Raw genomic sequence first — 24921 nt, forward strand, 5'->3', positions numbered from 1 at the left:
GGGCGAATTGACGAGTCCGGCTGCCGGCGTCAGATAGGAGTTATGACCAGTTCACCCGTTTCCATGCCTGTCATCGGTCCCGCTATCGGCGTTGTCCGTCTGCCGCACGCCAAAGACTTGCCGCTTCCTTCCTATGAGAGCGCAGGGGCAGCGGGGATGGATTTGCGTGCTGCCGTGGCGGAGGACCGCCGGATCATCCTGCTTCCGGGCAGGCGGGCGTTGGTGCCCACTGGTTTCATTCTCGAGATCCCGGAGGGTTTCGAGGGGCAGGTTCGCCCGCGTTCCGGCTTGGCTCTGCGCAATGGCATTACCTGCCTCAATACGCCCGGCACGATCGACAGCGACTACCGGGGCGAGGTCCAAGTGCTGCTCGTCAATCTGGGCGAGGAAGATTTCGCCGTGACGCGCGGCATGCGCATCGCCCAGCTTGTGATCGCGCCAATTACCCGCGCTACCATCGAGGAGCGTGCCAGCGCTGGCGAAACCCGGCGCGGCTCGGGCGGCTTCGGCTCCACCGGTACTGTCTGACAGCCTATCTGCCACGACGGCTCTTGCTGGCTCTTGACTCGGCCGGCTTGTGGATCCCTCATTGAAATCAGGCGATCGGGAGGGACGGCCATGACCGGGAAAGGCTCTATTTTTCGCGCCCTGCATCAGGACATTTTCATCATTCCCAACCCGTGGGATATCGGTACGGCGAAGCTGCTTGCCTCGCTCGGCTTCAAGGCGCTTGCCACGACCAGCGCAGGCTATGCTTTCTCGCGCGGACTGCCGGATGGCGGGGTAAACTTCGAAGAGATGATGCAGCATTGCCGCGAGATCGTTGGTGCAACACCGCTGCCGGTTTCGGCCGACCTGGAGCGCGGGAAGGGCGATAGCGCCGACAGCGCCGCCGAGACGATTTTCGCGGCGGAAGCGGCAGGGCTGGCCGGCTGCTCCATCGAGGATGCCACCGGCGATCCGGCCCGGCCGATCTATGACTTCTCGCTCGCCGTGGAGCGGGTGACGGCCGCCGCCGAGGCCGCCCGGGCGCTCAAGGGTGACTTCGTGTTCACTGCGCGGGCGGAAAACTTTCTCCATGGCCGGCCCGATCTCGACGACACCATCCGTCGCCTGCAGGCTTTTGAAAGCGCCGGTGCGGATGTGCTCTACGCGCCGGGGCTCAGCGATATCGAGCAGGTGCGGGAAATATGCCAGGCTGTCAAAAAGCCCGTAAATGTGCTGACCGTGGCAAGTTTCACCGTGACGGAACTGGCGGAGGCGGGCGTGAAGCGCATCTCGCTCGGCTCGAAACTGGCGACCCTGGCCTTCGGCGCCGTGGAAAGGGCCGCAGCCGAGATGCTTTCGCGCGGCAGCTTTGCCTATGCCCGCGAAGTCATGCCCTTCGCGCGCCTGCAGAATTTGTTTTCCGCGCCCGTTTGAGCTTCCTTTTCAAGAGCAGGCGGTCCGTAGTAAAGGAACCCCGGCTGCGACAAGATGCGGCCGTTGCGACAAGGCGAAGGAAAATGGTCCCTGCTCTGGCAGCTATCTGTGCGGCGGTGATGATGGCGTTTGCTGCGCTGCGCGGCTTACGCCCCAATGCAAAGGCGATCGAACGGCTTTATTCGGTTGCGACTGGTGGATGGTCGGCTTTGGGCGCGGCGATCTACTATCCTGCCCTCTATGGCCGGTGGGCTCCGATTGGCCTTTCTCACAATCACCTTCTGGTCACCGTCTTCGGCTTCGGTCTCGTTTTCCTGGGCGTCGTCGGCGCGTCCTTGCTGATCGGCGATCAATGAGCGCCGCCACGGCTCAGTGATACCCCTCGCCAGGGCCGACCTTGGCACGGAAGACCCAGTAGACGAAGATGGTGTAGCCGAAAACGAGCGGCAGGAGAAAGACCGTCCCGATCAGCAGGAAGATCTGGGAAGCCGGTACCGCTGCCGTGTCCCAGAAAGTGAGGTGCGGCGGCACCAGATAGGGCACGGTGGAGATGACAAGGCCGGCATAGCCGAGCAGGAAAAGGACGATCGCGCCAAAGAAGGGAAGTCCCTCGCGCCCTTCGGCCAGCCAGCGCCAGATGCCATAGCCGACCAGGGCTGCCGCGACCGGTACGGGCCACAAGACATAGAAGTTTGGAAGGCTGAACCACCTTTCCGCGATCCGGTCGATCAAAAGCGGCGTCCAGAGACTTACAATCCCCATCCCAGCCAGCACGGCAAGGAGGAATATCGGCGCGTAGCGGCGTCCCAGTTCCTGTACTGGCCCGATCGTGCGCATCAACAGCCAGGTTGAGCCTAGAAGACCGTATCCCGCGACCACGGCAAGACCCACGAAGATGGCAAATGGCGTCAGCCAATCCAGGGGACCGCCGGCATATTGCCTGTCCGCTACTTGGATCCCTTGCAGCAGTCCGCCGAGGATCACGCCCTGCAGAAAAGCGGCAATAATGGAGCCGCCTGCAAAGGCGATGTCCCACATCCGGTGGCTTGGCTTTGCAACCCACCGGAATTCAAAAGACACCCCGCGGAGCACCAGAGCCAGGAGCATTCCCATTACAGGCAGGTACAGCGCGGGCATGATCACCGAATAGGCTGTCGGGAATGCCACCCAAAGGCCGCCGCCGCCCAGCACCAGCCAGGTCTCGTTGCCATCCCAGAAGGGAGCGACGGAATTCATCATCTGGTCCCGTTCCTCCTCCTCATGCGTGAGAGGAAAGAGGATGCCGATGCCGAGGTCGAACCCATCGAGGATTACATACATTGCCACGGCAGTGCCGATGAGGCCTGCCCATATTGCAGGGAGATACCATTCCATCGCTGTCATCCCTTCGGCGGGGCGAGCGATGCGCCTGGGCCGTCGCCCGGCGATCGCCCGGTCGCTTCGCGCGTGGCTTCCTCAGCGCCGGAGAGCGGGCCGTTCGGCACACCTGCGGCGGCCTCGGTCGCCTGGCCCTTTGGACCCGCATTGATCAGCCGGTTGATGTAGTAAATGCCGGTGGCGAACACGATCCCATAGATGAAGACGAACAGGGCGAGCGTACTCGCCACGCTTGCACCTGGTACAGGCGAAACGCCGGCCGCGGTGCGCAGGTGGCCGTAGACGAGCCAGGGCTGCCGTCCCTGCTCCGTGACGAACCAACCGGCCAGGATGGCGATGAAGCCAAGTGGCCACATATAGGAGGTGGCTCGCAGGTAGAGCCGGTTTTCGAATAGCCGTCCCCGCCACCAGAGATAAAGGCCACAGAAGCCGACCGCGATCAGGAGAAGCCCTATTCCCACCATGATGCGGAAGGCGAAGAACATCTTGGCTACCGGCGGCCATTGGTCCTCGGGGAAATCGGTCATTCCTGGATAAGTCCCATTCCAGTCATGGGTGAGGATGAGCGAGCCGAGATTGGGAATGGCGATCTCAAGATGGTTCTTTCGCGCCTCCTTGTCAGGGATGCCGAAAAGGACCAGTGCCGCGGGATCCTGTCCGCTCCAATGCCCTTCCATGGCCGCCACCTTCGCCGGCTGGTGCTCAAGGGTGTTGAGCCCGTGCTGGTCGCCGATGACAAGCTGGAGGGTTGCCGAGACCGCAATCATGCCGACCGCAATCCTGAGCATGGTGCGGCTTTCTTCGGAATACCGTCCCGCGAGCAGATATCGTGCGCCGACCGCAAGCACCACGACCGCTGTCGCGAGATAGGCGGCATTCACCATATGCGCGAAGCGATAGGGGAAGCTCGGGTTGAAGATGATCTGGAGCCAGTCGACGGGATAGGCGATCCCATTGCGAATTTCATGGCCGGCGGGGGTTTGCATCCAGCTGTTGGCCGAGAGAATCCAGAATGCGCTGATGGACGTTCCGATAGCAACGAGGCAGGCTGCAAGAGTGATGAGCCAGGCGGGAAACCGGTTCCAGCCGAACAGGAGAATGCCGAGGAATGTCGCTTCCAGATAAAACGCCGTCAGCACCTCGTAGCCGATCAGCGGGCCGATCACATTGCCGCTGAATTCAGAAAAGCGGCTCCAGTTCGTTCCGAACTGATAGCTGAGCACAATGCCGGACACGACGCCCATGGCGAAGGAAACGGCGAGGATCTTTGTCCAGAAGCGCGCGAGGCGGTGGAAATTCTCCTTCTTCGTCCACCTCCATGCGAGCAGCAACACGGCGATGAAGGCAGACAGGCCGATTGAAAAAGCGGGGAAGATGATGTGGAAGGAAACGGTGAAGGCAAATTGTATGCGCGCGAGCAGGACTGGATCGAATTCCATTAAGTTCTCTCCACCACGGGTGCCCGTCCGGCAACCAAATTTGATAATGATGGAGCAGACGACAGCGATGTCCGCTCTGGGCGGATCTGTTGGCGCAGGCGCTTATTATCGACCAATAGATTTTCGAAATTCCGGGCGGCACGCCGCGTCTTGATCCGAAAGTCGCAGACGTGACCAGTTCCCAGCCTCCTCGCTTGCCTTTATGGTTGGCCAAATCACCGTGAATCGACGGTCCTTGCCATGCAGGGATAGTCAGGGAGATTTGGAGGAGACGAGATGATTGGCTTGAACAGGAAACATGTGGCCGCCGCAGCTGTGGCGCTCGGGCTCGGATTCCATCCGGCTGCCGCCGGCGCGCAGGAATTCGTCAATGTGCTCACGGGCGGCACGTCCGGCGTCTATTATCCGCTCGGCGTCGCGCTCTCCAAGATCTACGGCGAAAATATCGAGGGTGTTCGCACGCAGGTGCAGGCGACCAAGGCTTCGGTGGAGAACCTCAACCTTCTGCAGCAGGGCAGGGGCGAGATTGCCTTTTCGCTCGGCGATTCCGTCAAGGCCGCCTGGGAGGGGCAAGAGGAAGCCGGCTTCCCGCAAAAGCTCGACAAGCTCAGGGCCATCGCGGCAATCTATCCGAACTACATCCAGATCGTGGCATCCGAGGAGTCGGGCATCGAGAACCTAGAGGGCCTGAAGGGCAAGAGCCTGTCAGTCGGCGCGCCCAAATCCGGTACGGAGCTCAATGCGCGCCAGATCTTCGAGGCTGTAGGCATGAGCTATAACGATCTGTCGAAGACGGAATATCTGCCCTTCGGCGAATCCGTCGAACTTATGAAAAATCGGCAGCTCGACGCCACCCTCCAGTCGGCGGGCCTCGGCGTGGCCTCGATCAAGGATCTGGCGGTTTCCATGCCGATCAACATGGTGGCCGTTCCCGCTGAAGTCGCCGAGAAACTCGGCGCGCCTTTCCAGTCGGCGACGATTCCGGCCGGTACGTATGAGGGCCAGACGGAGGACGTCCCGACGCTTGCCGTCACCAATATCCTCGTCACGCATTCGGATGTCTCAGACGAGGTGGCCTACCAGATGGCCAAGCAGCTTTTCGAGAATCTGGATGAGATGACGGCCGCCCACGCCGCCGCCAGGGACATCTCGCTCGAAAACGCTGCCAAGGCCCTTCCGATTCCGCTGCACCCCGGCGCGGAACGGTATTATAAGGAAAAGGGTCTGCTCTAGCCGATCAGGTATAGCGGAAGGCCAATGCTGCCGCATAACGCCGTCTTTCGCGCTTGGCTGCCCGCCATAAAGCGCGAAAGCGTTAGCGGTCGAGCTGACCTGGGATGCAATAGGGGAGGCCAAATTATTCAATGACGACAGCCGAGAGCAGTTCTCCCCCCGCGCTGAAACCGGAGCTTCTCGATCCCACGCACGGCGACTTCAAGCGTACGATCGAAGGCCGGCTTCTCATGTGGATCGCCGTGGCCTTCTCTGTATTTCAGATCGGTACGGCGGCGCATCTCATCAACCTGCCGAGCCAGATCGTCAGGGCTTTCCACGTGGGATTTCTGCTGCTCCTCGTCTTCCCTGTCGTCGCCTCGGCGAGGAATGCCGGCCGTCCGGTGAAGGCGCTTGCATGGCTGTTTGCTTTCGCGGGCGTCGCCGTCGCGCTCTATCAGTTCGTGGAATATGAGCCGCTAATCCTGCGTGCCGGCTATCCCACGCAGATCGACATCGTCGTAGGCGTGATCGCGCTCATCACCGTCTTCGCCGCGTCTTATGTTCTGATGGGGCCGCCTCTGCCCATCATCTCCGGCGCTTTTCTGCTGTACTGCCTGCTTGGCCAGTATCTTCCCGCCCCGCTCAACCACCGCGGCTATGATTTTTCGCAGGTGATCGAGCATATGGCCTATGGCACGGAGGGGATCTACGGCATCCCCATCTATGTCTCGGCCACCTATATCTTCCTCTTTATTCTCTTTGGCTCTTTCCTTGAGCGTGCCGGCATGATCCGGCTTTTCACCGACGTCTCGCTCGGGCTCGTCGGCCATGCCCAAGGCGGGCCTGCCAAGGTCGCCGTCATTACTTCGGCTCTCATGGGCACCATCTCGGGCTCCGGCGTGGCGAACGTGGTCACCACCGGCCAGTTCACGATTCCGCTCATGAAGCGCTTCGGATACCGGCCGGCCTTTGCCGGTGGAGTGGAGGCCACCGCGTCGATGGGCGGGCAGATCATGCCGCCCGTGATGGGAGCCGTCGCCTTCATCATGGCGGAGACGCTCGGCATCGAATATTACGAGGTGGTCAAGGCCGCGATCGTCCCGGCCTTGCTGTATTTCTCCTCGGCCTTCTGGATGGTGCATCTGGAAGCGGGCAAGCGCGGGCTGCACGGCCTGCCCCGCGCCGAACTGCCTTCGGCGGTCGCTGCGCTGCGCAGAGGCTGGTATTTGATCCTTCCGCTCGCCGTGCTCGTCTATCTTCTCTTTAGCGGCTATACGCCGCTTTACGCGGGCACGGTCGGCCTGGGGCTTACGATCCTCCTGGTGTTGGGCGGATCGGTGGCGCTTGGCCTGCCCTCCTATGTTTTGCGCGTCATCTTCTGGGTGGGGCTGGGCCTTGTGGCGGCCAGCTTCTTTCGTTTCGGCATCAATGTCGTTCTTCTCGCAGGGCTGGCTCTCATCCTTGCCAATCTTGCGGTCGAGGGCGGGATCAAGACGATTGACAATTGTCGCGCGGCACTGGCCGAAGGCGCCAAAGCAGCGCTTCCAGTCGGCGTAGCCTGCGCGATCGTGGGCGTCGTCATTGGCGCCCTGACGCTGACCGGCGCTGCCAACACCTTCGGGCAGTTTATCGTCTCGGTTGGCGAAAAGAGCCTCTTCCTGTCGCTCATCCTGACGATGATCACCTGCCTCATTCTCGGCATGGGCATCCCGACGATCCCCAATTACATCATTACCGGTTCGATCGCTGGTCCCGCTTTGCTCGCGCTCGGCGTTCCGCTCATCGTCAGCCACATGTTCGTCTTCTACTTCGGCATCCTGGCCGATCTCACGCCTCCCGTCGCCCTTGCGTGCTTCGCGGCAAGTCCGATTGCGCGCGAGAGTGGGCTAAAGATCTCCATGGAAGCCATAAAAGTCGCGACGGCCGGTTTTGTCATTCCGTTTATGGCCGTCTATTCGCCCGTACTAATGCTCCAGGATGGCGGGCCGACTGCAGCCGCCTTCGGATATCCGTTGGCGGTCGCCTACATCATCGTAAAAGCAGGCCTTGCGATCGGCCTCTGGGGCGCGGCCGTCATCGGCTACCTGAACCGCCCGCTTTCCTGGTGGGAGCGGCTCCTTGCCGCAGCAGCGGCCTTCACGCTGGTTGCAGCCTTGCCGATAACGGACGAGATCGGCTTTGGTCTTTCGGCCATCCTTCTTGCCATCGTATTTCTTCGGCGCCAGACCTCGCGAACCAAGCGAGCCGGCTCTGAAAGAGGCAGTGCGGCCGAATGAGTCTCTGTATCCTCGCTGGCGGGAAGCTGACGGTGATCCTCGCAAATCTTTTCACCCTCTCCTGGACCCATTCGGTTGAGCAGGTGGAGTGGCAGGAGACGTGGCGGGCCTCGCCCGCCGGTGTGGAGATCGTTGAGGCCCGCGTTCAGGGGTCTGGTGCCGGCATGGAGCCACCACCAGGGTCCCGTTACGAGCGAGGCTGGTGGATTTATAGGCCGGACGTTGGCCTCCTTCCGGAACTGCGCCTTGCTGCTTCCGGCGCGACGCAGAGCGCCTGGACACTTTGCGCGGCCGGGACGTGCCATGCGCTTGGCGGCCGCCCTGGATCAACGATCGTCGTCAGCTATTGTCCTTGAATTCTGTCTGGCGGTGTAAGGCTCTAAGCGTGGGCCGAGGGGCTGTCGCCTTCACGCCGGGCGCAGGCTGGTCCTGGACCGCGCATATAGTGGCACTCCGGGCGATAACGCGGTGCAAAGAAATCACGGACGGCCTTCACGCCGGCAACGATCAACTTGATGAACCCCATGGTCCCGTGTCCTGGCTCTTCGAACGTCCCTCCCGAATGAGATCCTACGGAAAACGGATGAATGCCGGGTGAACGCTTCGCTTCGATAGAGGCCAGACACCATCGCTCCATGGCGGAAAATGGGAGCGATTTTGGCGGCGGCGTGGCAAGCTTCTTTGTTCTTCCTCCTGTGCTCAAAATGCCACAGAAAATGGCGTCCCCATCCGCCCTTGGCGTGGAACAGAGTGCCCGGAGCAGGGTTAGTCCTTAGAGGACCGGCGCGGGGAGCCCCGCGGGTCGTAACGCGACAAGAAGAGGACAAAAAAGATGGGTCTGTTTTCGAACGACATCAGGAGCATGGATGATCTGTTCATGCACACGCTCAAGGACATCTACTACGCCGAAAACCAGATCACGAAGGCCTTGCCCAAGATGATGGAGAAGGCCAGCAACCAGCAGCTGAAGCAAGGATTTGAGCAGCATCTGAGGGAAACAGAAGGCCACATTCGCAATCTGGAGCAGGTCTTCCAGATGATGAATATGGAGCCGAAGGGCGTCGATTGCCCGGCCATCGACGGCATCATTGAGGAGTCGGACGAGATTGCCGGCGAGGTGGAGGACCCGAAGGTGCTCGATGCCGCGCTGATCGCGGCTGCTCAGGCCGTGGAGCATTATGAGATCACCCGTTATGGCACGCTCATCACCTGGGCACAGGAGCTTGGCATGTCGGAATGCGCGGATATCCTGAAGCGCAACCTTGCCGAGGAGAAGGCGACCGACGAGAAGCTTACCGAACTTGCCGAAAGCCGAATCAATCTTGCCGCAGTGCAATAATCTCCCTGCTGACTGACCGCGAGCCCTCCTCCGTAGCCGCTGGCTGGTGGAGGAGGGCTATTATGCTGACATACCCGCCTCCGTTCACGCGTTGCCGATCAGCATCCCCGTAGCGAAGACCAAAGCTCCTCCCAGCACGACCTGGAACGTCGCGCGGCTCCAGGGCGTCTCCATGTAACGGTTCTGGATAAACGCGATCGCCCAAAGCTCGAAGAAGACGACGATGAAGGCGATTATGGTCGCCGTCCAGAAATGCGGGATGAGATAGGGCAGGGCATGGCCGAGCCCCCCAAGTGCCGTCATGACGCCGGTTGTGAGGCCGCGTTTTATCGGTGACCCCCGTCCCGAGATGATGCCGTCGTCGGAAGCCACCTCCGTGAATCCCATCGAAATGCCGGCGCCGATCGAAGCAGCAAGCCCCACGAGGAATGTCTGCCACGTGTCGCCTGTGGCGAAGGCGGCAGCGAAAATTGGCGCAAGCGTGGAGACCGAACCGTCCATGAGGCCTGCAAGCCCCGGCTGGACATAGGTCAGAATGAATTGCCTTCTCTCGGTCCGCTCTTCCTCGCTGCGCGCCTCAGGTCCCAGATGCTTTTTCTCCAGCTGCTCGGCAAGCGTCTCGTGCTTTTGCTCGGCTGCCGCGAGAAAGCCCAGCAGCTTTCGCGTGGCGGCATCCTCGGTGCGCTTTGCAGCTTCCGTATAGAAGCGCTGCGCTTCCTCCTCCATCTGTGCCGCCTGCGCGCGCACATGCTCCAGTCCAAGTGGCCGCACCAGCCAATCCGGCCGGCGCTGGTAATAGCCTCGCACATGTTCGCGCCTGATGAGCGGGATCCGTTCGCCGAATCGTCTGCGATGCATGTCGATCAGCGCTTCCCGGTGCTCGTCTTCTTCCGCCGCCATCTCCTCGAACATGGCGGCCGAGTGCGGGTAATCCGCCGCGAGCCCGTCCGCATAGGCGCGATAGATTCGCGCGTCGTCTTCTTCAGACGAAATCGCCAGAGCCAGGATCTCTTGTTCGGAAAGGGAGGAGAAAGACCGGCGGTTGAACCCGAAGAGGCGATTGAACATAACGGGGAACCCCACCTGATTAGAATAATTCTAAACTAGGTCTCCCCTTTTAAATCGTCAAGGATCGGGAAGTGCCTGCGTCGCAAGGCTGCTCTGCCGCACTTTCAACCTGCGTTGATCCAGGATGGCCTTCAGATTGCCCTTCACAATCTCGGAGATCGCGGCGGTTTCGCGGCGGCCGATCCGCTCCCAGCCTATGCGCCGCAGAACTGCTTCCTGCGCGATTCTGAAATAGGTCACCTGACCGATGATGGTGAAGACCGCGATTCTGGTCTGCTCGCTCTCGGCGGGTTCGCCGGTGGCTGCCTCCCACAGTCTGCAGAGCCGCAGATGCGTCGGCTCGAACACCCCGTCATAGATGATGTCGAGTGCTGCGGTCGGATGTGTCATCTCCCGCAGCAGGAACTGCACGAACTCACCGGCTTCAGGTGAAGCTACGATAAAGCCCATAAGCGTGTCGATTACCTGGCAGAGCAGGGCGCGGGCTTCCTCCGGAGTGGCGGAGACCTTTTCGTCGCCCTCGGCAAAATCATCAAGGGTGCGATCGGTGACGGCCGCGATTCTTTCGACGATATAGCGGGCACAGGCCGCTCGAAGCCCTTCCTTTCCCCCGAAATGATAGGCGATGGAGCCGATATTCGCTCCCGCCTCGGCGGCGATCGCACGCGTCGAGGTGGCGTCGAATCCCTGTTCACCGAAGAGCCGGAGCGCGGCGCGGATCAGCGCTTCGCGTGTTCGATCAGCCCCGCTGAGACGCAGGGGTTTTCCGTCACCAGTACCAAGAATGATTTCCATAGCCGGCCATTTAATCAGTCGATTGATTTTGGTCAATGCTCTTGCGCAAGTTCTCCCACGGGTTTTGACTAGTCTTGAGGAGAGGCAGCATGGCCAAGGAAAGCGAACGCAAATTCCTCGTAAGCAGCAATGCCTGGCGCGAACTGGCCACAGCGTCCGTCGCGATTAGGCAATTCTATCTCGTCGCGTCCGAGGATCGTGGCTTACGAGTACGGCTGAAAGAGGGCCGGGCGACGCTGACACTCAAACTGGGCCCCGCCGCTCGCGTGCGGGACGAATTCGAATATGAGATCACGATTGAGGATGCGCTGGAGATGGAGGCCTTCGCGCTCGGTTTCGTCGTAGAAAAGACGCGCCACATCGTCACACACCGCGGCCGCGTTTATGAGGTGGATGAATTCTCCGGCCCCCTTTCCGGGCTCATCCTTGCCGAACTTGAGACTCCCGAAAACGTGGAGGATGCCGATTTGCCTTCATGGCTCGGGCGCGAGGTCACGGGCGACACGGCCTACCTCAACGCCTCGATGGCGCTGCGCGGTTTGCCGGAAAGTCTCGCATAAGTTGCCTTAGAGAATAGGCAAGTAGGATCGCCCCGGCGCGCATCAACGAGACGCGCAAGCGGCTGAAAAGATTGCGCGGGCCTGTCAGCCCGGTGCGCATCGCTGATTCCCGGGTTTTCCGCGCGCCTTCCTCGCTTGCCTGCCCCTGGCGGCACTGCTACATGCCGCGCATGACGAACACGCCAATAAAGAACATCCGCAACTTCGCCATCGTCGCCCATATCGACCATGGAAAGTCGACGCTCGCCGACCGGCTCATCCAGATGACCGGCTCGCTGGAGGAGCGGGAGATGAAGGAGCAGGTGCTCGACTCGATGGATATCGAGCGCGAGCGCGGCATTACCATCAAGGCAAACACCGTCCGTCTCGAATATGATGCCCGTGACGGCGAGCACTACGTGCTGAACCTGATCGACACTCCCGGCCACGTGGACTTCGCGTACGAGGTCTCCCGCTCGCTCGCCGCTTGCGAGAGCTCGCTTCTGGTCGTCGACGCCTCTCAAGGCGTGGAGGCGCAGACCCTGGCGAATGTTTATCAGGCCATCGACAACAATCACGAGATTGTTCCAGTCCTCAACAAGGTGGACCTGCCCGCCGCCGAGCCCGAGCGCGTCAAGGCGCAGATCGAGGACGTGATCGGCCTCGACGCATCCGACGCCATCCCCATTTCGGCCAAGACGGGCGTCGGCGTGGACGAGGTGCTGGAAGCCATCGTCATGCGCCTTCCTCCGCCCCATGAGGGCGACGCCTCCGCCCCTCTTAAAGCGCTTCTGGTCGACAGCTGGTACGACGCCTATCTCGGCGTGATCGTGCTGGTGCGCATCATCGACGGCGTGCTGAAGAAGGGACAGACCGTTCGCATGATGGGCACGGGAGCACGCTATCCGGTCGACCGTGTCGGCGTCATGACGCCAAAGATGGTGATGGTGGAGTCGCTCGGCCCTGGCGAGATCGGGTTTATCACGGCCTCCATCAAAGAGGTCGCGGATACCCGCGTGGGCGACACGATCACCGAGGACAAGCGCGCGACGGCCGCCGCGCTTCCCGGCTTCAAGCCGGCCCAGCCGGTGGTCTTCTGTGGCCTCTTCCCGGTCGACGCCGCCGATTTCGAGGATCTGCGCGCCGCCGTGGGCAAGCTCAGGCTCAACGACGCCAGCTTCTCCTACGAGATGGAGACCTCCGCCGCGCTCGGTTTCGGCTTCCGCTGCGGCTTCCTGGGCCTTCTGCATCTGGAGATCATACAGGAAAGGCTCACCCGCGAATTCGATCTCGATCTCATCGCCACCGCGCCGTCGGTTGTCTACCGCATGAACCTGACGGACGGCAAAACGGTCGAGCTGCATAATCCTGCCGATATGCCAGACCCGGTCAAGATCGCGGAAATTGAGGAGCCCTGGATTCGCGCCACCATCCTCACGCCCGATGAGCATCTGGGAGGCATCCTGAAGCTCTGCCAGGACCGCCGTGGTGTTCAGGCGGACCTCTCCTATGCCGGCAGCCGTGCCATGCTGGTCTATGACCTGCCGCTCAACGAGGTCGTGTTCGACTTCTATGACCGGCTGAAATCGATCAGCCGCGGCTACGCCTCCTTCGATTATCACCTGACCGACTACCGCGAGGGTGACCTGGTCAAGATGTCCATCCTCGTCAATGATGAGCCCGTCGACGCGCTCTCCATGCTTGTCCACCGCTCGCAGGCCGAGCGGCGCGGCCGCGCCATGTGCGAGAAGCTGAAGGAGCTGATCCCGCAGCACATGTTCAAAATCCCGATCCAGGCCGCAATCGGCGGCAGGATCATCGCACGCGAGACCATCTCCGCCCTGAGGAAGGACGTGACCGCCAAGTGCTACGGCGGCGACGTCACGCGAAAGCGCAAGCTTCTGGAAAAGCAGAAGGAAGGCAAGAAGAAGATGCGCCAGTTCGGCAAGGTCGAGATCCCGCAGGAGGCGTTCATCCAGGCGCTTAAAATGGGGGATTGAGCAGCCGGGCGGTTTTCACAATCGCCACTATTGAAGGAGCCGGATTGCAACAGGCGCTAATCGGGCTTCGTTAGCCGTCCAGCACCATCCTTATCTTTGCCGCGAGCTGCTCGAGTGAAGCCGGCTTTTGCAAGAGGTTTACGCCCGGGTCGAGCACACCCTCATGCACCACCCCATTGCGCGTGTAGCCCGTCGTGAAGAGCACCTTCAGGCCCGGCCGGCGTCTTTGAGCCTCCTCGGCGAGCCGCCGGCCGTTCATGTCCGGCATCACGACATCGGTGAAGAGAAGGCGGATCTCCGGGTTGTCCGACAGCGCGGCCAGCGCTTCCGCGCCGTCCCCCGCCTCAATAACACCGTAGCCCAGGTCGCGAAGCATCTGCGCGGTGAGCGACAGCACCTGCTCATCGTCCTCCACAACCAGCACCACCTCGGATACAGCCCCGCGGGCAAGCTTCTTGGCGCGGGCGCGCTTCGGCGCATCACCCGTCCCGTAGAGGCGCGGCAGATAGATTTTGATCGACGTGCCCCGGCCGGGGTCGGAATAAATCTTTATGTGGCCGCCGGACTGCTTCACAAAGCCGAAGACCTGGCTGAGGCCAAGTCCCGTGCCCTTGCCCGGCCCCTTGGTGGTGAAAAAAGGTTCAAACGCCTTGGCCATGACCTCCGGTGTCATGCCAATTCCCGTGTCGGTAACGGCGATCATCACATACTGGCCGGCCACTGCATCGTGCTCGGCTGCGTAAGCCTCGTCTAAGTGGCGGTTTGCGGTCTCGATGGTGAGCCGGCCGCCTTCGGGCATGGCGTCCCGCGCATTGATGGCAAGGTTTAAGATGGCGTTTTCGAGCAGGTTCTTGTCGGCATGCACCCTCCAGAGCCCGCTGGCGAGCACGGTTTCAAGCCGCACCGTCTCGCCCAGAGAGCGGCGGAGCAGTTCCGACATGTCGGCAACCAGCTGGTTGGCGTTGAGCGGCTCGGGCGAGAGGGCCTGCTGGCGCGAGAAGGCGAGAAGGCGCTGGGTAAGGGAGGCGGCCCTGGCCGCGCCGTCCTTGGCGGCTTCGATAAATTCCGCGAAGTCCTCCCCTTGGGCGACGCGGCGCTCGATGAGGTTGAGTGCGGAAATGATGACCGCAAGCATATTGTTGAAGTCATGGGCAATACCGCCCGTGAGCTGACCGACGGCCTCCATCTTCTGCGCCTGCCGGAGCGCGGCCTCAATCTTCATGCGGGCCTCGACGGCTTCGGCGATGCGCTCCTCCAGCGTGCGGTTGAGCTCGAGAAGTTCGGCGTTGGCCTTCTCGGCGGCCCGACGGGTTTCAAGCAACTCGCGCTCGTAGCGGCGGCGGTCGGACGCGTTGAAAAATGGTGATACGGATGAGGCGAAGCTTGCCGGTATCGTCACGCCGCTCCACAGCGTTGACGAGCACGGGCAGCAGTGTGCCGTCGGCGCGCACCAGATCGAGCGCCACCTCGTTGAAAAAGCCCTGCATGCGCATCAGGGGCGCGAAATGGGTTTCGTAATAGATCTTGCCCGCTATGTTCAGGAAATCCTGAAAGCGCCGGCCGACGAACTCGCCGCGGTCGCGACCGAGCCATTTGGCGAAGGTCAGGTTCGCTTTGGTGATCCGGCCATCCGGCCCAGCCGAAATGTAGCCGCAAGGCGCGTTCTCGAACAGGTCTTCAAGATCGTCGAGCTCGTGGCCCATGGTCCCCAGTGCGCTCAACCGGCACCAGTTTCAAGAAAGGTCTTCATGGCGGCGACGGTCTCCTCCGGGGCACTGAGATTGGGACAATGGCCGCTGGCCTGCAGGAGAACATAGGCGCTGCCGGGAAGATGCCGATGGACATATTCGCCCACGGCCTGAGGTGCGATCACGTCCTCCGAGCATTGCAGCACCAGCGAGCGGGCGGTGACGCGCGGCAGGTCGGCGCGGTTGTCGGAAAGAAAGGTGACGCGGGCAAAGCGCTTGGCGATCTCGGGGTCCGTCATGCAGAAGGAGTTGGTCAGCTCCTCACCCAATTCCGGCCGGTCCGGATTGCCCATGATGACAGGGGCCATGGCCTGCGACCATCCCATATGGTTGGAATCGAGAAAGTCCAGAAGCTCGTGAATCTGCGCCTCGGTGAAGCCTCCGATATACTCGGCGTCGTCGATATAGCGCGGCGAGGGGCCGATCATAACGAGGTTGTCGAAGATGTCCGGCGCCTTGACGGAGGCCATGGCCCCGATCATGGCGCTCACGGAATGGCCGACAAAGACGCCATGCGTGACGTACAGCGCGCGGCAGATCTCGATGATGTCCTCCGCATAGCCTTCGAGCGAGCTGTATTTACCCGCGTCGTAAGCCTTGAGGTCGGAGCCGCCGCAGCCTACGTGATCGAAGAGGACGATGCGGTATTCCTCGGCAAAGGCCGGCCAGATAAAGCGCCACATATTCTGATCGCAGCCGAAGCCATGGCCGAAGACCATCGCCTTCTCGCCTGACCCCAGCACTTTTACGTTGTTTCGCTGAATAACGCTCACTGATCCCCTCGCCTCGCCGCACCTTTTTCAACCGGCTTGCTCGCGCTTGTGCGTTAGGATTTGCTGCCGATGATATGGGAAGTTAGGGCCGGCTTGCGCGTTGTCCACCGCGCGGTTCCCATCGCTCTCTGCGGCATTCAGCCGCTATCGTAAATGATGTGCCGGGACCACGCAAACCAAGAGCCGATCCCGGAAGCCGATCGGAGTGGGCGCCTCAATAGCCCGCTTCGCGGTCCACCAGGTTCTTCAGCGGCTCGCCACGCTCGAAGGCGTCCATCTGCTCAAGCATCAGCGGCACCAGATGCGCGGGATCGGATGTTGCCGCAGCATGCGGCGTGACGAACACTTTTGGATGCGTCCAGAGCGGGCTTTTAGGGTCGAGCGGCTCCTGCTCGAACACGTCCAGGCTCGCCTCCTTGAGCACGCCCTGGTCGAGCGCCCGCAAAATATCCGCTTCCTTCTGCAACTGCCCGCGCCCTGCATTGATAAGGCAGGGGCCGCCGAGCGGCCCGTCCTTCCTCAACCTGTCGAGCACGGAAAAATCGATGATGCCCTCAGTTGCCCCGGTGAGCGGCAGGAGCACGACAAGGATGTCCGTGGCGTTGAGGAACGGGGTTAGCGCGGCTTCCCCATAAAAGGTGGAAACACCCTCGACGCGCTTTTCGCGCCGGCTCCAGCCGTTCACCTTGAAGCCTAGCGAAAGAAGCGCCCTTGCCGCGGCGCTCCCAAGTTCGCCAAGGCCCATGATACCAACGGCCACTTCATTTGCCGGCGGCTGGAGCGGCTCGTGCCAGACCTTCTGAACCTGCTGCACCCGGTAGGTCATGCCCTGCCGGTGGTGGTCGAGCACGCGCCAACAGACATATTCGACCATGTGTTGCGTGAGGTTTTCTGCCACCACGCGCACGATGGGCACACCCGCCGGCAGTTCGGGATCGGCGAGCAGGTGGTCGACGCCGGCTCCCGCCGAGAAGATCAGTTTTAGGTTGGGAAGCCCGTTCAAGACGCCGCGCTTCTGCTTCCACACCACCGCATATTCGATCGTCGGGTCTGCTTCGCCGTCAGGCTCCAGCACTACGGTCCTTGCCTTGGAAAGCGCGTCGTGCCAACGCCGCGGGTACATGCCCGTGACGGAAAGCAGGATGCGGCTGGAGGCCGGCTTTTCTGGCATCATTCCCCCCCTCACTAATCGCTGACGACACCTGTGGGAGCCGTCGCAATGTCGAAGGCGGCGGCGATCAGTGCTTTGGTGTAGTCGGTTTTTGGCGTGTGGAAGATCTGGTCCGCGGTGCCGGTCTCGACCACCTTGCCGTTGCGCATCACGATCACCTCGTTGGCGAGCGCGCGCACCACCTTCAGGTCGTGGCTGATGAAGAGATAGGCGAGGTTGTGCCGCTTCTGCAGGTCGCGCAACAAATCCACCACCTGCGCCTGCACGCTCATGTCGAGCGCGGAGGTCGGCTCGTCCAGCATCACGAAGTTGGGCTTGAGCACCATCGCCCGCGCAATTGCGATGCGCTGCCGCTGGCCGCCCGAGAACTCGTGCGGGTAGCGGAAACGCGCCTCCGGGTCGAGCCCGACTTCCTTGAGTACGGCGACCACCTGCGCGTCGCGCTCTTCAAGGGAAAGCCTGGGCTCATGCACCCTCAAGCCTTCCTGAATGATCTCCGCCACCGACATGCGGGGACTCAAAGACCCGAAAGGATCCTGGAAGACGATCTGCATCTGCCGCCGCAAAGGCCGCATCTCGCGAAACGACCGTCCGTCTATTCGCTCGCCTTTAAAGCGGATCTCGCCTTCTGAGGAGATCATGCGCGAGAGCGCAAGCCCGAGCGTAGTCTTGCCCGAGCCGGATTCGCCGACGACGCCCAGCGTCTGGCCGGCCCTGACGGTGACATCAACCCCGTCGACCGCCTTTATGTGGTCGACCACCCGCCTCATGAAGCCCTTCTTGATCGGGAACCAGACCTTTACGTCTTTCCCCACCATCACCTTCTCGGCCGAAAGATCGGCCCTCGGCGGCTCACCCTTCGGCTCGGCGGCCAAGAGGTGCCGGGTATATTCGTGCTTCGGATCGGAGAAGATCTGCGCCGTCGGGCCGCTCTCAACAATCTTGCCCCTGGTCATCACGCAGACCCGGTCCGCCACCTTGCGCACGATCCCGAGATCATGGGTGATGAAGAGCATGGAAAGGTTCTGCTCGCGCTTCAGCCTTGCGAGCAGTTCCAGAATTTGCGCCTGCACCGTGACGTCGAGCGCCGTCGTTGGCTCATCGGCAATCAGCAGCTTCGGCTCGCAGGCGAGCGCCATGGCGATCATCACACGCTGGCGTTGCCCGCCGGAAAGCTGGTGGGGAAAGGCGTCCAGCCGCTTTTCCGGATCGCGGATGCCCACCTGGTTCAAAAGCTCAAGCGTGCGCTCCCGCGCTGCCTTTTCGCCCAACCCGCGATGGAGCTTCAGCACCTCGCCCACCTGCCGCTCAATGCTGTGGAGCGGGTTGAGCGAGGTCATCGGCTCCTGAAAGATCATGCTGATTTCGTTGCCGCGCACCCGGCGCAGGTCGCGCTCGTCGCTGTCGAGCAGGTCCTGCCCCTGATAGAGAACCTGTCCGGAAGGGTGGCTTGCCGATGGATAGGGCAGGAGCTTCAGTACCGAAAGGGCCGTCACGGACTTGCCGGAGCCCGACTCGCCCACAAGAGCCACGGTCTCGCCCTGCTGGATATCGAAGGAGACGTGATCGACGGCAAGGGATTCCTGCCCGCCCTGCGTGAAGGCAACCGAGAGGTCGCGTATCGAGAGGAGGGGTGCGCTCATCGGAATGTCTTCCGCGGATCGAAGGCGTCACGCACCGCCTCGCCGACAAAGATGAGCAGCGAGAGCATGATCGACAAAGTAAGGAAGCCGGTAATGCCGAGCCAGGGCGCATTCAGATTGCGTTGGCCCTGGCGAAGGAGCTCGCCCAATGAGGGGGAGCCGGGCGGAAGGCCGAAACCCAGGAAATCGAGCGAAGTCAGCGTCGTGATCGAGCCGTTCAGGATGAAGGGCAAAAAGGTGAGTGTCGCAACCATCGCATTTGGCAGAAGATGGCGGAACATGATCGTGCGATTGCGCACGCCCAGAGCGCGGGCGGCGCTCACATATTCGAAATTGCGTGCCCTCAGGAATTCCGCCCGGACGACGCCGACAAAAGCCACCCAGGAAAAGAGCAGCATTATGCCGAGAAGAATCCAGAAGCCCGGCGGCAGCACCGCGGCGATGATAAGGATGAGGTAGAGTACGGGTATAGAGGACCAAATTTCGATGAAGCGCTGGAAGAGCAGGTCCGTCCAGCCGCCGAAATAGCCCTGGATCGCGCCGGCCGACACGCCGATCATGGCGGAGAGCGCGGTGAGAACCAGGCCGAACAGGACTGAGATGCGGAAGCCGTAGATCACGCGTGAGAGCACGTCCCGCGCCTGATCGTCGGTGCCCAGCCAGTTCCAGTTGCCGATGACGCAGTTCGGGTCGTCCACCCCCTGCGGATAGCGGCTGCAGCGCTCCTCTTTCGTGTAGAGCCAGGAGGGCTTCGCGGGCGCGGCTTCCGGTATTTCGCTGTTGACCGTGCGGTAGGAATAGCGGATCGGCGGCCAGATCATCCAGCCATTCGCATTGATCTCGTCCTGGATGAAAGGATCTCTGTAATCCGTCACGGCGAGAAAGCCGCCGAACTTTTCCTCCGGGTAATCAACCAGAACGGGGAAAAGGGTTTCTCCCTTGTAGGAGGCGATAATGGGTTTGTCGTTGGCGATGAACTCGGCGAAAAGCGAGAGAATGAACAGCGCCAGAAAGAGCCACAAGGACCAGTAACCGCGCTTGTTTGCTTTGAAATTCTGCCAGCGGCGTTGGTTGATGGGTGAAAGCCAGGGCCGCGATACTTCCTCGCGCACCCTCTCCACCTGTGCCTTCGCCTGTATTTCAGACATCTAGACATCCCTCCGCTCGAAATCGATGCGCGGGTCGATGAGCGTGTAGGTGAGGTCGGAGACAAGACTGATGATCAGGCCCATGAGCGAGAAGATATAGAGCGTGGCAAACACCACGGGATAATCGCGGTCAATCACAGAGCGAAAGCCGAGCAGGCCCAGCCCGTCCAGCGAAAAGATGCTTTCGATCAGGAGCGAGCCGGTGAAGAAGGAGGAAATGAAGGCTCCTGGAAAGCCGGCAATGATAAGCAGCATGGCGTTGCGGAAAACATGTCCATAGAGCACCTGCCGGTCTGACAAGCCTTTCGCGCGGGCTGTGACGACGTACTGTTTCCGGATCTCATCGAGGAAGGAGTTCTTGGTGAGCAGGGTCGTCGTGGCGAAGGCGGATAGCACAAGCGCCGTCAGCGGCAAGGCAAGGTGCCAGAAGTAGTCCAGGATTCGTTCCGGCCAGGATAGCGAGCTCCAGTTGTCCGATGTCAGTCCGCGCAGGGGAAACCAGTCGAAGAAAGAGCCGCCGGCGAAGAGAACCATAAGCAGAATCGCGAAGAGAAAGCTCGGAATCGCATATGCGACAATGACGATCCCGCTGGTCCAGACGTCGAAGGGCGTTCCGTCCTTAACGGCCTTGCGGATGCCGAGCGGAATGGAAATGCCGTAGGAGAGCAGCGTGATCCAGAGGCCGAGGGAGATCGAGACCGGCATCTTCTCAAGGATCAGGTCGACGACCGAAATATCGCGGAAATAACTCTCGCCGAAATCGAACCGGATATAGTTCCAGAGCATCAGCCCGAAGCGTTCCAGGGGAGGCTTGTCGAAGCCGAACTGCTTTTCAAGCTGGGCAATGAATTCCGGATCGAGCCCCTGCGCCCCGCGATAGCGGGAATTCGCGCCGCCCGCCGCCTCGAAATTCTGAGCGCCCGCGTCTCCTCCGCCACCGCCGATGCGGGCATCGGCCCCGCCTCCTTGGCCTGTGACCTGGGCTATGACCTGCTCCACCGGGCCACCCGGCGCGAACTGAATGACGATGAAGGAAATGGCCATGATGCCGAACAGGGTCGGGATCATAAGAAGCAGGCGGCGGAGGATGTAGGCTCCCATCAGCCGATTGCCCCATTCGGTGATGTTCCAGCGAGGATGACAGTCACGCCGATTTTACGCTTTTCCAATCGTTTTGGCCTTTTCCTCGTCGTACCACCACAGAGCCTCGACCGGGAAGAAATAATCGGGTTTCGGCTCGTTGAAGCCGAACATGTCCCAATAGGCAACCCGGTGATTCGCCGCATGCCAATTTGGAATCCAGTCGCGTCGGGCGCGCAAGACCCTATCAAGCGCCCGCATCGCGATGGTGAATTCTTGTCGCGTCTGAGCCTTGCCCGCCGCATCGACCAGTGCATCGACCGCGGAATCGGCTGTGCCGGCGTAGTTGTAGGATCCTTCGACACTTGCCGTGCGCGAATGGAAGAACTGCACGAGGCTGTCATGGGTGGGGGTCGCGCCCAATGAAAACGCGATTTCGATGAGGTCGAAATCGAAGCTCACCTGGCGCAATTGATATTGAGCCGGGTCCACCTGGCGCATTCGGGCGTCAATTCCGATCGCGCGTAGATTGCCGATGAAGCTCGGTTCCACGCGCAGGAACGTCTCGTCATTGACGAGATATTCGAGCGTGAACCTCTCCCCCGCGGCGTTGTGAAGAACGCCATCCCGTGCCTGCCAGCCGGCCGCCTCCAACAGCTCGCGGGCGCGGCGCAGCATGGCTCTGTCGCGGCCGGAACCATCGGAAGCGGGTTGTGTGACGGCTTCTCCGAATGCGGCATCGGGGATTTTGCCCCGCAAAGGCTCAAGCAAGGCGAGCTCCTCCTCGCTTGGAAGCCCTTCCGCCTTGTAGGGGGATTGCTCGAATGGAGAATGGGACCGGGTATAGAGGCCGTAAAACAGGTTCTCGTTGATCCATTCGAAATCGAAGCAGAGCGCAATGGCTTCGCGTACGCGCGCATCGCGAAAACGTTCCCGGCGCTGGTTGAGCGCCTTGCAATAGAAATACGGCCGCAGCTCGGAAGGGAACTCGCGTTTGACAACGCGGCCATCCTCCACAGCCGGGAAATTATATCCCGTGGCCCATACCCGCGCCGTAAATTCCCCGCGCCAGGAGATCTCACCCTTCTTGAAGGCTTCGAAAGCGGCATTCCGATCGCTGTAAAACTCGATCCGAACGCGATCGAAATGATAAAGGCCGCGGCGTGCCGGGTGATCCCGCGCCCAATCATCCTCCACACGCTCGTATTCGATGTACCGCCCGGCGGCCAGATTGCCGACCTTGTAGGGTCCTGACCCGAGCAGCGGTTCGAGGGTGGAGCTGCCGAAGGACTTTCCTTCCAGAGAAGCCTTCGAAAGTATAGGGAACCCGACCACTTCGAGGATCGTGCGTTCGGACTGGTTTCCGGTGAAGGAAAGCCGGAATTCCTGCGGGTTCAGCGCCTCCGCTGCCGCCATTTCCGCAAGGGTCAGGGCGAATGTCGGGTGGCCCTTCTCCTTGAGGAGATTGTAGCTGAAGGCGACATCCTCCGCCGTGATCGGCGACCCGTCATGAAAGCGCGCCTCCTGCCGCAGCTTGAAGGTGAAGCTGTTTCGGTCTTCGGAGACCGTCACGCTTTCCGCCACGAGGCCATAGACCGCATCCGGCTCATCCCAGGCGCTCATCATGAGCGAGTCGAAGCACATTTCCATGCGCGGCGGAGCGTCACCCGTACGAACGAAGCTGTTCAGCGTGTTGAAGGTCTGGACGTTCTGGTTATAAAACCAGTAGCCGGGCGAGAAGTTGAAGGTGCCGCCCTTCGACGCATCCAGGCTCGCATAATCGAAGTGCTCGAAGCCGGCGGGATATTTAAGGTCGCCGAAGGCCGACAGCCCATGCAGCGGCGTGCCCGTGTTCACCTGGGCAAAGGCGACGCGTCCGGCAACCGGAGCGGCTATTGCCGCTCCAGAGAGCTCCAGGAACCGGCGTCGGGTGAGCGCGAAGAAATCCATGGTCATTCCGGCTAGTACTTCGCCTCGAGCGCCGCCTCGAGCTCGGGATCGACCCACCAGGAATCGACATCCACGCCCGCATAGCCCGGCTGCTTTTCCGGTATGCCGAATTTGTTCCAGTAGGCATAGCGAAGGGTGGGCTGGTAGTATTGCGGGATCGCGTAGTACTTCCAGAGGAGCACGCGATCGAGCGCCCTAACCGTCGCGACGAGTTCCTCGCGGTTCTTGGCGTAGATGATCTTGTTCACCAAGGCGTCCACCACCGGATCCTTGATGCCGATCACGTTTTGCGAACCCGGGATGTCGGCGGCCTCCGAACTCCAGTAATCCCGCTGCTCGTTGCCCGGAGAGTTGGACTGGGGGAAGCGGGCTGTGATGGCATCGAATTCGAAGTTCTGAACACGCTGTATATATTGCGACGTGTCGACGATGCGCAGCGTCGCATTGATTCCGATCTTCCGTAGATTGGCCATGAAGCCGCCGGTGATGACCTCGGCGGTCGGCGATGCTCCAAGAAACTCGATGCGGAATTGCTCGCCTGTCTCTTTGCTGATCATCCGGCCGCTTTGGATTTCCCACCCGGCCTCGTTGAAGAGGCGAACCGCCTCGCGCAGATATTGCCGTTCGGACTGCGGCGAATCATAGACGGGCAGCTTGAACTCTTCGGTAAAAACTTCCGGCGGAAGTTGATCGCGGAATTCCTCCAGGATTTCCAGCTCCTGCCCTTGGGGCAGACCGCTCGATGCCAGCTCCGAGCGCTCGAAATAGCTGCTGAAGCGCTTGTTGAGCCCGAAGAACTGCGTTCTGTTCTGTTCCTCGAAATTGTATGCCAGCGTAAGAGCCTCGCGCACGCGGCTGTCCTGGAACCGAGGTCTCCGCATATTGAAGACGAAGGCCTGCATCCCCTCGATGGCCGTGCTGGTAAATTCACGCTTGATGACGTCGCCATCCTGCACCGCGGGAAAGTCATATTCCTGTGACCAGCGCCGCGTGCTCAGCTCGCGCCGTACATCCTCGATGCCGCCTTTCTGGAACGCCAGGAACTCGGCATTGTCGTCCTGGAAATACGTGTATCGGATGCGATCGAAATTGTACCGGCCGATATTGACCGGCAGATTCGCAGCCCAATAATCTTCGGCGCGCTCCCATATGATTTCCGAGCCGGGGCGGAAGCTCGCGATTTTGTAGGGTCCGCTGCCGAGCGGCGGCTCCAGGGTGGGATTTCTGAGATTACGCTGCCTGCCTTGGGAATCCGTCCCCTCCCACCAGTGCTTGGGAAGGACCGGAAGGTCGCCCATGATATGCGGCAGCTCGCGGTTTCCGCCCTGGTCGAAGCGGAATTCGACCTCTGTGTCGGAGAGCGCGACGGCCTCCTCGACATTCGCGAAATAGCGGTTGTGCTGCGGACTGATCTCCTTGAGCATGTTGAACGACCAGATCACGTCCTCCACGGTGACAGGTTTGCCGTCATGCCAGCGGGCGTTCGGATTGAGACGGTAGGTGGCCGAGGAATAATCCTCCGGGTATTTGAACGCCTCGGCGATCAACGGATGGCTGGTGCCCGGATCTTCGGGCGACTGTTGCATGAGCGTTTCCCACAACATGCCGCCGAAATAGGTGAGGCCCGCCGCCGGCGTGCCGCGCACAATGAAGGGATTGAAGCTGTCGAATGTGCCGAAGACGGCGGAGTTCAGAGTGCCGCCCTTCGGTGCTTCTGGATTTACATAGCTGTAGCGTTCAAAGGGCTTGGTCTCCGCCTCAGGATTGACCAGCGAACTTGTGGTGCGCCACTCCTGCGCGCTTGCGTTCGCGACCAGTAAGAACATCCCAAGACCGACAAGGGTTAGCTTTTTCCCCTGTTCGATGACCTTAGCCAGCATGCGGCACATCTCCCGTTCCGTTTTGCCGAAGGTAGTTCATCTGCGGCTGATGGCAATC

The 24921-nt window shown here is 61.1% G+C and carries 22 protein-coding genes; 9 read left to right on the plus strand and 13 right to left on the minus strand.

The annotated features are described in order from the left end of the window. Positions 1-42: 42 nt before the first annotated feature. The 3 genes from dut (at position 43) to GNP00_RS19150 (ending at position 1778) form a co-directional block, all read left to right on the plus strand. Complete coding sequence (gene dut, locus GNP00_RS19140) at positions 43-528, plus strand: dUTP diphosphatase (RefSeq protein ID WP_011583370.1); 486 nt, start codon at positions 43-45, stop codon at positions 526-528. Between the two features lie 90 nt (positions 529-618). Then, on the plus strand, positions 619-1422 hold the full coding sequence (locus tag GNP00_RS19145; protein WP_011583371.1) for an isocitrate lyase/PEP mutase family protein: 804 nt from the start codon (positions 619-621) through the stop codon (positions 1420-1422). An 83-nt stretch (positions 1423-1505) separates the two neighbouring features. Then, positions 1506-1778: a hypothetical protein gene (locus GNP00_RS19150; protein ID WP_011583372.1), complete on the plus strand. Its 273-nt coding sequence runs from the start codon at positions 1506-1508 to the stop codon at positions 1776-1778. A 13-nt stretch (positions 1779-1791) separates the two neighbouring features. Here GNP00_RS19150 and cydB read toward each other — a convergent pair whose 3' ends face one another. Together cydB and GNP00_RS19160 are read right to left on the minus strand one after the other, a co-directional pair. Then, positions 1792-2796, minus strand: a complete 1005-nt coding sequence (gene cydB, locus GNP00_RS19155) for a cytochrome d ubiquinol oxidase subunit II (protein ID WP_011583373.1) — start codon at positions 2794-2796, stop codon at positions 1792-1794. Between the two features lie 5 nt (positions 2797-2801). Then, entirely contained in the window at positions 2802-4238 is a 1437-nt protein-coding gene (locus tag GNP00_RS19160; protein WP_011583374.1) for a cytochrome ubiquinol oxidase subunit I, read from the minus strand. Positions 4239-4514: 276 nt separating this feature from the next. Between GNP00_RS19160 and GNP00_RS19165 the strand changes: the two genes are divergently transcribed. The 4 genes from GNP00_RS19165 to GNP00_RS19180 all read left to right on the plus strand — a co-directional run bounded on the left by GNP00_RS19165 (position 4515) and on the right by GNP00_RS19180 (position 9068). Then, positions 4515-5471: a TAXI family TRAP transporter solute-binding subunit gene (locus tag GNP00_RS19165; RefSeq protein ID WP_011583375.1), complete on the plus strand. Its 957-nt coding sequence runs from the start codon at positions 4515-4517 to the stop codon at positions 5469-5471. Positions 5472-5602: 131 nt separating this feature from the next. After that, complete coding sequence (locus GNP00_RS19170; RefSeq protein WP_166016221.1) at positions 5603-7729, plus strand: TRAP transporter permease; 2127 nt, start codon at positions 5603-5605, stop codon at positions 7727-7729. Continuing rightward, the gene (locus GNP00_RS19175; RefSeq protein ID WP_011583377.1) at positions 7726-8085 is read left to right on the plus strand and encodes a DUF1850 domain-containing protein; all 360 of its coding nucleotides are present in this window, start codon (positions 7726-7728) and stop codon (positions 8083-8085) included. The genes GNP00_RS19170 and GNP00_RS19175 overlap by 4 nt, the downstream gene beginning before the upstream one ends. A gap of 476 nt (positions 8086-8561) precedes the next feature. Next, positions 8562-9068: a YciE/YciF ferroxidase family protein gene (locus GNP00_RS19180; RefSeq protein ID WP_011583379.1), complete on the plus strand. Its 507-nt coding sequence runs from the start codon at positions 8562-8564 to the stop codon at positions 9066-9068. A gap of 84 nt (positions 9069-9152) precedes the next feature. On the opposite strand, the gene mbfA is transcribed toward GNP00_RS19180, so the two are convergent. Next, entirely contained in the window at positions 9153-10136 is a 984-nt protein-coding gene (mbfA, locus tag GNP00_RS19185; protein WP_011583380.1) for an iron exporter MbfA, read from the minus strand. 57 nt (positions 10137-10193) lie between these two features. Then, on the minus strand, positions 10194-10931 hold the full coding sequence (locus GNP00_RS19190; RefSeq protein WP_011583381.1) for a CerR family C-terminal domain-containing protein: 738 nt from the start codon (positions 10929-10931) through the stop codon (positions 10194-10196). Between the two features lie 89 nt (positions 10932-11020). On the opposite strand from GNP00_RS19190, the gene GNP00_RS19195 reads away from it, so the two are divergent. Both GNP00_RS19195 and lepA read left to right on the plus strand, forming a co-directional pair. Further along, positions 11021-11491 carry a CYTH domain-containing protein gene (locus tag GNP00_RS19195; RefSeq protein WP_011583382.1) on the plus strand — a complete coding sequence of 157 codons (471 nt, stop codon included), beginning with the start codon at positions 11021-11023 and terminating at the stop codon, positions 11489-11491. A 170-nt stretch (positions 11492-11661) separates the two neighbouring features. Continuing rightward, positions 11662-13470: a translation elongation factor 4 gene (gene lepA / locus GNP00_RS19200; RefSeq protein WP_041545780.1), complete on the plus strand. Its 1809-nt coding sequence runs from the start codon at positions 11662-11664 to the stop codon at positions 13468-13470. A 70-nt stretch (positions 13471-13540) separates the two neighbouring features. Here lepA and GNP00_RS19205 read toward each other — a convergent pair whose 3' ends face one another. The 9 genes from GNP00_RS19205 to GNP00_RS19240 all read right to left on the minus strand — a co-directional run bounded on the left by GNP00_RS19205 (position 13541) and on the right by GNP00_RS19240 (position 24863). Further along, positions 13541-14791 carry an ATP-binding protein gene (locus tag GNP00_RS19205; protein WP_011583384.1) on the minus strand — a complete coding sequence of 417 codons (1251 nt, stop codon included), beginning with the start codon at positions 14789-14791 and terminating at the stop codon, positions 13541-13543. Next, positions 14784-15191: a PAS domain-containing protein gene (locus tag GNP00_RS23760; RefSeq protein WP_011583385.1), complete on the minus strand. Its 408-nt coding sequence runs from the start codon at positions 15189-15191 to the stop codon at positions 14784-14786. The genes GNP00_RS19205 and GNP00_RS23760 overlap by 8 nt, the downstream gene beginning before the upstream one ends. After that, positions 15188-15991: an alpha/beta fold hydrolase gene (locus GNP00_RS19210; protein ID WP_011583386.1), complete on the minus strand. Its 804-nt coding sequence runs from the start codon at positions 15989-15991 to the stop codon at positions 15188-15190. The genes GNP00_RS23760 and GNP00_RS19210 overlap by 4 nt, the downstream gene beginning before the upstream one ends. Positions 15992-16205: 214 nt before the next feature. Continuing rightward, a complete protein-coding gene (locus tag GNP00_RS19215; protein ID WP_011583387.1) occupies positions 16206-17162 on the minus strand; it encodes a 2-hydroxyacid dehydrogenase in 957 nt (318 codons plus the stop codon). Positions 17163-17176: 14 nt separating this feature from the next. Then, entirely contained in the window at positions 17177-18805 is a 1629-nt protein-coding gene (locus tag GNP00_RS19220) for an ABC transporter ATP-binding protein (protein ID WP_011583388.1), read from the minus strand. Beyond that, a complete protein-coding gene (locus GNP00_RS19225; protein WP_011583389.1) occupies positions 18802-19953 on the minus strand; it encodes an ABC transporter permease in 1152 nt (383 codons plus the stop codon). Before GNP00_RS19225 ends, GNP00_RS19220 begins: the two co-directional genes overlap by 4 nt. After that, positions 19954-21054 carry a microcin C ABC transporter permease YejB gene (locus GNP00_RS19230; RefSeq protein WP_011583390.1) on the minus strand — a complete coding sequence of 367 codons (1101 nt, stop codon included), beginning with the start codon at positions 21052-21054 and terminating at the stop codon, positions 19954-19956. Positions 21055-21108: 54 nt separating this feature from the next. Then, positions 21109-22989, minus strand: a complete 1881-nt coding sequence (locus GNP00_RS19235) for an extracellular solute-binding protein (protein WP_011583391.1) — start codon at positions 22987-22989, stop codon at positions 21109-21111. 5 nt (positions 22990-22994) lie between these two features. Continuing rightward, positions 22995-24863, minus strand: coding sequence for an ABC transporter substrate-binding protein (locus GNP00_RS19240; RefSeq protein ID WP_011583392.1), 1869 nt, complete (start codon positions 24861-24863; stop codon positions 22995-22997). Between the last annotated feature and the right edge of the window lie 58 nt (positions 24864-24921).

It is taken from the genome of Chelativorans multitrophicus, assembly GCF_011317445.1.
Lineage (GTDB): Bacteria > Pseudomonadota > Alphaproteobacteria > Rhizobiales > Rhizobiaceae > Chelativorans > Chelativorans multitrophicus.